Origin of the sequence: Pseudomonas sp. TWI929, assembly GCF_039673335.1 — a bacterium.
Taxonomy (GTDB): domain Bacteria; phylum Pseudomonadota; class Gammaproteobacteria; order Pseudomonadales; family Pseudomonadaceae; genus Aquipseudomonas.
In genome coordinates, this window is sequence record NZ_JBDJLK010000150.1 from 1 (window position 1) to 6,908 (window position 6,908).

Here is a 6,908-nt window from a genome sequence, read left to right on the forward strand (position 1 = left end):
GCAAGACCAGGGTGCATTGCGCGACAACCTGCGCGAAGCACTGAAAGCCGGTCTGCCGGACTACATGGTGCCGGCGCACCTGTTGCTGCTCGACAAGCTGCCGGTAACGCCAAACGGCAAGCTGGACCGCAAGGCCCTGCCGCAGCCGGATGCCAGCCAGTTGCAGGGTGAGTACATCGCCCCGCAAAGCGCGCTGGAGCAGCAGATCGCGGCGATCTGGGCGGATGTGCTGAAGCTGGAGCAGGTCGGCCTGGGTGACAACTTCTTCGAGCTGGGTGGCGACTCGATCATCTCGTTGCAGGTGGTGAGCCGTGCACGGCAACAGGGCATCCAGTTCACGCCCAAGGAACTGTTCGAGCACCAGACCGTGCAGGCGCTGGCGTGGGTGGCACGCCGAGAAGACAACCCGCTTGTCGACCAGGGTGCAGTCACCGGCGTGACCCCACTGACACCGATCCAGCACTGGTTCTTCGAACACGCGATTCCTGAGCGCCACCACTGGAACCAGTCGGTAGTGCTCAAGCCTGCGCAGACGCTGGATAGCCTGCATCTGGACGCCGCCTTGCGTGCGCTGGTCGAACATCACGATGCCCTGCGGCTGCGTTTCGTGCAGGCTGCCAGTGGCGTGCAGGCCGAGTTTGCCAATGCCGAGGCGGCGCAACTGTTGTGGACAGTTCAGTTGCCGCACATCGAGGCTCTTGAACAGCTGGCCAATGAAGCCCAGCGCAGCCTCGCGCTTGAGCAAGGCCCTTTGCTGAGGGCCGTATTGGCCGAGCTCCCGGATGGTAGCCAGCGCCTGCTGCTGGTCATCCATCACCTGGTCGTGGACGGCGTGTCGTGGCGTGTCCTGCTGGAAGACCTGCAACAGGCTTACCGCACATTGGCGCACAGCCAGCCATTGAGCTTGCCGGCCAAGACCCGCTCGTTCAAGGCGTGGGCAGAACAGTTGCACGCGTACGCTCAAGGCACCGCCTTGCAGGCAGAACTGGGCTATTGGCAAGCACAACTGCAAGGCACTACCGATGCCTTGCCCTGCGATATGCCGCAAGGCAGCAATCAACAGTGCCATGCAGCTTCTGTCACTACCCGCCTGGGCCGGGAAACCACCCGGCAGCTGTTGCAGGATGCCCCGGCTGCCTACCGTACGCAGATCAACGACCTGCTGCTGACTGCGCTGGCCCGCGTGCTGGGCCATTGGACCGCACGCGAAGACGTGCTGGTACGCCTTGAGGGGCATGGCCGTGAAGACCTGTTCGGCGGCATGGACCTGAGCCGCACCGTGGGCTGGTTCACCAGCATGTACCCGGTCAAGCTCAGCCCACAGGCTGACATGGCCGAATCGATCAAGGCCATCAAGGAGCAGCTGCGGGCGGTGCCGAACAAGGGCCTGGGCTATGGCTTGCTGCGCTACCTGGGTGGTGCACAAACCAGTGCGGCGCTGGCGGCACTGCCGCAAGGCGAGATCGTGTTCAACTACCTGGGCCAGTTTGATGGCAGCTTCGACGACCCTGCCGGGTTGTTCGTACCCGCACAGGAAAACGACGGAGCCAAGCAAGACCCGGCCGCAGCCTTGACCAGCCTGCTTTCGCTGAGTGGCCAGGTATTTGGCGGTGAGCTGCGCCTGGAGTGGACCTACAGCCAGGCTGTTTTCAACAGGCAAACCATCGAACAGTTGGCTACGGCTTACCAGCAGGCGCTGATCGACGTCATCGCCCATTGCTGCCTGGAAACGCACCACGGCATCACGCCTTCGGACTTCCCGCTGGCCGGCCTCAGCCAGCAGCAACTGGACAGCCTGCCGGTGCCGGCAGAGCAGGTGGCGGATATCTACCCGCTGTCGCCGATGCAGCAGGGCATGCTGTTCCATAGCCTGTACGAGCAACAGGCAGGCAGCTACATCAACCAGCTGCGGGTCGATGTAGATGGGCTGGATGTGCCGCGCTTCAAGCAGGCCTGGCAAGCGGCGCTGGCCGCTCACCCCATCCTGCGCAGTGGGTTTGTCTGGCAGGGCACCTTGCAGCAGGCTGTGCAGGTGGTGCACAAGCAGGTGGCGCTGCCGTGTGCCGAGCATGACTGGCGCGGCCAGCCGGCCCTGGAGCAGGCCTTGCAAATGCTGGCCGACAGCGAGCGCCAGCAGGGCTTCAACCTGGGCCAGGCACCGCTGCTGCGCCTGGTGCTGGTGCGTACCGACGCGGGTCGCCATCAGTTGATCTACACCAGCCATCACATCCTGATGGACGGCTGGAGCAGCTCTCGGCTGCTGGGCGAGGTGCTGCAACATTACGCAGGCCAGCCGTTGCCAGCCCAGCAGGGAAGCTACCGCGATTACATCGCCTGGCTGCAGCATCAGGATAGCGCGGCGGCACAAGCCTTCTGGAAAGGGCAGCTGGCGAACCTATCGGCGCCCACCTACCTGGCCCAGGCCATTCGCGAGCCGCAGGCCAGCACTGGTAGCGGCCAGCACGACCTGGCGCAGTACTTCGATGCGCAGCAGACGGCGCATATCGAAGCGTTTGCCCGCGCCAGCCGGGTTACCGTCAACACCTTGGTGCAGTCGGCCTGGTTGCTGCTGCTGCAACGCTACACCGGGCAATCGGCGGTGTGCTTCGGCGCAACCGTCGCTGGTCGCCCGGCCGAGTTGCCGGGTGTGGAAGAACAGGTCGGCCTGTTCATCAATACCCTGCCGGTAATCGCGGCTCCGCGGCCCGAACAAACCGTGGGCGAATGGCTCGCCCAGGTGCAGGCGTGCAACCTGGCCCTGCGCGAGTTCGAGCACACGCCTTTGTACGATGTGCAACGCTGGGCTGGGCTGGGCGGCGAGGCGCTGTTCGACAGCCTGGTGGTGTTCGAAAGCTACCCGGTTTCCGAGGCCTTGAAACAGGGTGCACCCGGGGGGCTGCAGTTTGGCGAAGTGGCCGTGCAGGAGCAGACCAACTATCCGCTGACCTTGCTGGTGAGCCTGGGCGAGCGCTTGTCGATCCAGTATCGCCATGACCGGGCGTGCTGGAGCGAGGCGGCTATCCAGCAGGTCGCTTGCCATCTGCGTAACGTGCTGCAGGCGCTGACGGCGGATGCAAGCCAGGTACTGGGGGAACTGCCGTTGCTGGGCGCGGACGAGCAGCAGCGCATCCTGCAGGGCTGGAACCCCAAGCACAGGCAGTACCCGGACACGCGTGCCATCCACCAGTTGATCGAGGCACAGGTACAGGCTGCGCCAGACGCGCCGGCCTTGGCCTTTGCCGAGCAGACCATGAGCTACGCCGAGCTCAACAGCCGCGCCAACCGCGTGGCGTACAAACTGCGTGAGCTGGGTGTGGGGCCGGATGTGCTGGTGGGCATTGCCCTGGAGCGCGGCCTGGAAATGGTGGTGGGCCTGCTGGCCATTCTCAAGGCCGGTGGCGCCTATGTGCCGCTGGACCCAGGCTACCCGCAGGAGCGCCTGGCCTACATGTTCGCGGACAGCGGGATCGGGCTGTTGCTGACTGAAGCCCATCTGGCCGCGGCGCTGCCTGTGCCGGCACACGTCCAATGCCTGGATATCGTGGCGGACACCTTTGCTGGCTACAGCACTGCCAACCCCAACGTCGAGGTGGCTGCGGACAACCTGGCCTACGTGATCTACACCTCCGGCTCGACCGGCAAGCCCAAAGGCACCTTGCTGGCACACCGCAACGTGGTGCGCCTGTTCGCGGCTACCCATGACGGGTTCGGCTTCGACGCCAGCGATGTGTGGACGGTGTTCCACTCCTACGCCTTCGACTTCTCGGTATGGGAGTTGTTCGGTGCGCTGGTGTATGGCGGCAAGGCGGTGATCGTGGCCAAGGATGTGGCGCGCTCCTTCGAGGCCTTCCATGCCTTGCTGGTCCGCGAGCGGGTGACCGTGCTCAACCAGACCCCGTCAGCCTTCAAACAACTGATGCCGATTGCCTGCGAGCGGGCCAAAGCCGGGCAGCCGCTGGCCTTGCGTTACGTGGTATTCGGCGGAGAAGCGCTTGAGGTCGCCAGCCTGAAACCCTGGTTCGAAGTGTTCGGCGATAACCAGCCCCGCCTGATCAACATGTATGGCATCACCGAAACCACGGTGCATGTGACCTACCGCCCGATCACACTCGAAGACCTGCACAAGGGCGCCACCAGCCCGATCGGCGAGGTGATTGCCGACCTGTCCTGGTATGTGCTCGATGCTGCCTTGAACCCGGTGGTGCCTGGCGGGCATGGCGAGCTGGTGATTGCCGAGGCTGGCCTGGCACGCGGCTACTTCGGCCGGGCAGGGCTGACTGCCGAGCGCTTCGTTCCAGACCCGTTCGCTGCCCAGGGTGGCCGTTTGTATCGCTCCGGCGACCTGGCCTGCTACCGCACCGACGGGGTGATCGAGTACATGGGCCGTATCGACCATCAAGTGAAGATTCGCGGGTTCCGTATCGAGCTGGGTGAAATCGAAGCGTGCCTGTTGGGCCAACAGGCGGTGCGCCAGGTGGCCGTGCTGGCCCAGGACGGGCCGAGTGGCCAGCAGCTGGTGGGCTATGTGGTACCTGCCGACGTTGCTGCCCTGGCCAGTGCCGAAAGCCAGGCGGCATTGCGCGAAACCCTGCGCGGCGCGCTCAAGGCCGACCTGCCGGACTACATGGTTCCGGCCCACCTGCTGCTGCTTGAGGCCTTGCCGCTGACCGCCAACGGCAAGCTCGACCGCAAGGCCTTGCCAGCCGTGGATGCGCGGCAGCTGCAGGCCGAGTACCTGGCGCCGCAGAGCGAGCTTGAGCAGCGCGTGGCCGCCGTCTGGGCCGATGTGCTGAAGCTCGACCGGGTTGGCCTGAACGACAACTTCTTCGAGCTGGGTGGGCACTCGTTGCTGGCCACCCAGGTCATGGCCCGCCTGCAGGTCGAGCTTGGCCTGAACCTGCCGCTGGCGTTGTTGTTCCAGGCCGAGAACCTGCAGGCCTATGCCGCCTTGATCAGTGAACTGAACACCAATAGTGACGAAGACCTGGATGAGCTCCAGGACTTCATGAATGAGCTTGAGGCCATTTGAGATGCACATGGAAAAAAGAAACATGGACCTGGTCCAACGCTTCGTTCGCCTGCCTCTTGCACAACGTAAGCTCTTTCTGGAAAAACTCGGCGAAAAAGGCATCAGCCTGGCGCAGTTGCCCATTCCGGTCGTGCGGCACGATGCCCGGCGCTGTGAGCTTTCCTATGCCCAGCAACGGCAATGGTTCCTGTGGCAGTGGGAGCCGCAGAGCGCGGCGTACAACATCCCCACGGCATTGAAGTTCAAGGGGCAGCTGGACACGGCGGCCCTGCAGCGCAGCTTCGCGACACTGATCGCCCGCCACGAAACGCTGCGCACCACCTTCCACCTGGAAGACACGCAGGCCGTTCAAATCGTGCAGCAAGACCAGCCATTCGAGCTGCCGCTGGAGGTGCAGGCGCAAGCCGACGAGCAGGCGGTTCGGGCTTGGGTCGAGGCCCAGGCGCGGCAGCCTTTCAACCTGGCCAGCGGGCCGCTGTTGCGGGTGGGCCTGTTGCGCCTGGCGCAGGATGAGCACGTACTGGCCGTTACCTTGCACCACATCGTGTCCGATGGCTGGTCGATGCCGGTCATGGTGCAGGAGCTGGTACAGCTCTACCAAGGCTACAGCCAAGGCCAGGACGTTAGCTTGCCGGCCTTGCCGATCCAGTACGGTGACTATGCCATCTGGCAGCGCCGCTGGATGGAAGCCGGTGAGCAGGCGCGTCAGCTTGCTTTCTGGAAAGAACAGCTGGGTGACGAGCAACCGGTGCTCGAACTGCACACCGACCGGCCAAGGCCTGCCGTGCCCAGCAGCGCCGGTGCCAGTGTTGGCGTTTGCCTGCCTGGCGAGCTGGTGGCGGCGCTCAAGCAATGCGCACAGCAGCAGGGGGTGACGCTGTTCATGCTGCTGCTGGCGAGCTTCCAGGTGTTGCTGCATCGCTACAGCGGGCAGGCGGATATCCGCGTGGGGGTGCCGGTGGCCAACCGCAACCGGGTGGAAACCGAGCGCCTGATCGGCTTTTTCGTCAATACCCAGGTCATCCGGGCCGAGTTCGGCCCGCGCAGCAGCTTCAATGAGCTGCTGACGCAGGTCAAACAGCGTGTGCTGGGTGCCCAGGCCCATCAGGACCTGCCGTTCGAACAACTGGTCGAGGCCTTGCAGCCGGAGCGCAGCCTTAGCCACAGCCCGTTGTTCCAGGTCATGTACAACCACCAGACCCAGGTCAAGGGTGAGCGTCACAGCTTGCCTGGCCTGGAGGTAGAGAGCGTGGCCTGGAGCAACAATACCGCGCAGTTCGACCTGAAACTGGATACGGTCGAGCATGAGGGTGGCATTGAAGCCGCACTGACGTATGCGACCGAGCTGTTCGACGCATCGACCATCGAGGCGATGGCGCAGCATTGGCGCAACCTGCTGCAAGGTATCGTCAGCCAGCCTGGGCAGCAGGTTGCGGATTTGCCGCTGCTGAGCGAGCAGGAACAGCAGGCGATGGTGCTGGGCTGGAATAACACGCAAGCCGAATGCCCGGTCGAGCAGGCTATTCACGCCCTGATCGAAGCTCAGGTCGCTGCCACCCCTGGTGCCCCGGCACTGGTATTGGGCGAGCACACCCTGACTTACGCCGAGCTGAACGGCCGGGCCAACCAGCTGGCACACAAACTGCGCGAGCAGGGCGTGGGGCCGGACGTGCTGGTGGGCATCGCCATGGAACGCAGCCTGGAGATGGTCGTCGGCTTGCTGGGCATCGTCAAAGCCGGCGGCGCCTACGTGCCGCTGGACCCGGAGTACCCGCAGGACCGCCTGAGCTACATGTTCGAAGACAGCGGCATTGCCTTGCTGCTGACCCAGTCGCACCTGCGCGACAGCCTGCCGATCCCGGCCGGCCTGCGCAGCCTG

2 protein-coding genes are annotated in these 6,908 nt (G+C 64.3%); both read left to right on the forward strand.

Annotation, left to right across the window (positions count from 1 at the left end):
* Positions 1-5,029 (forward strand): amino acid adenylation domain-containing protein (locus ABE456_RS27975; RefSeq protein ID WP_346646818.1); only part of this gene is annotated, 5,029 nt, incomplete at its 5' end.
* Between the two features lie 22 nt (positions 5,030-5,051).
* Positions 5,052-6,908, forward strand: a 1,857-nt coding sequence (locus ABE456_RS27980) for a condensation domain-containing protein (protein ID WP_346646819.1), incomplete at its 3' end; no start/stop codon positions are given.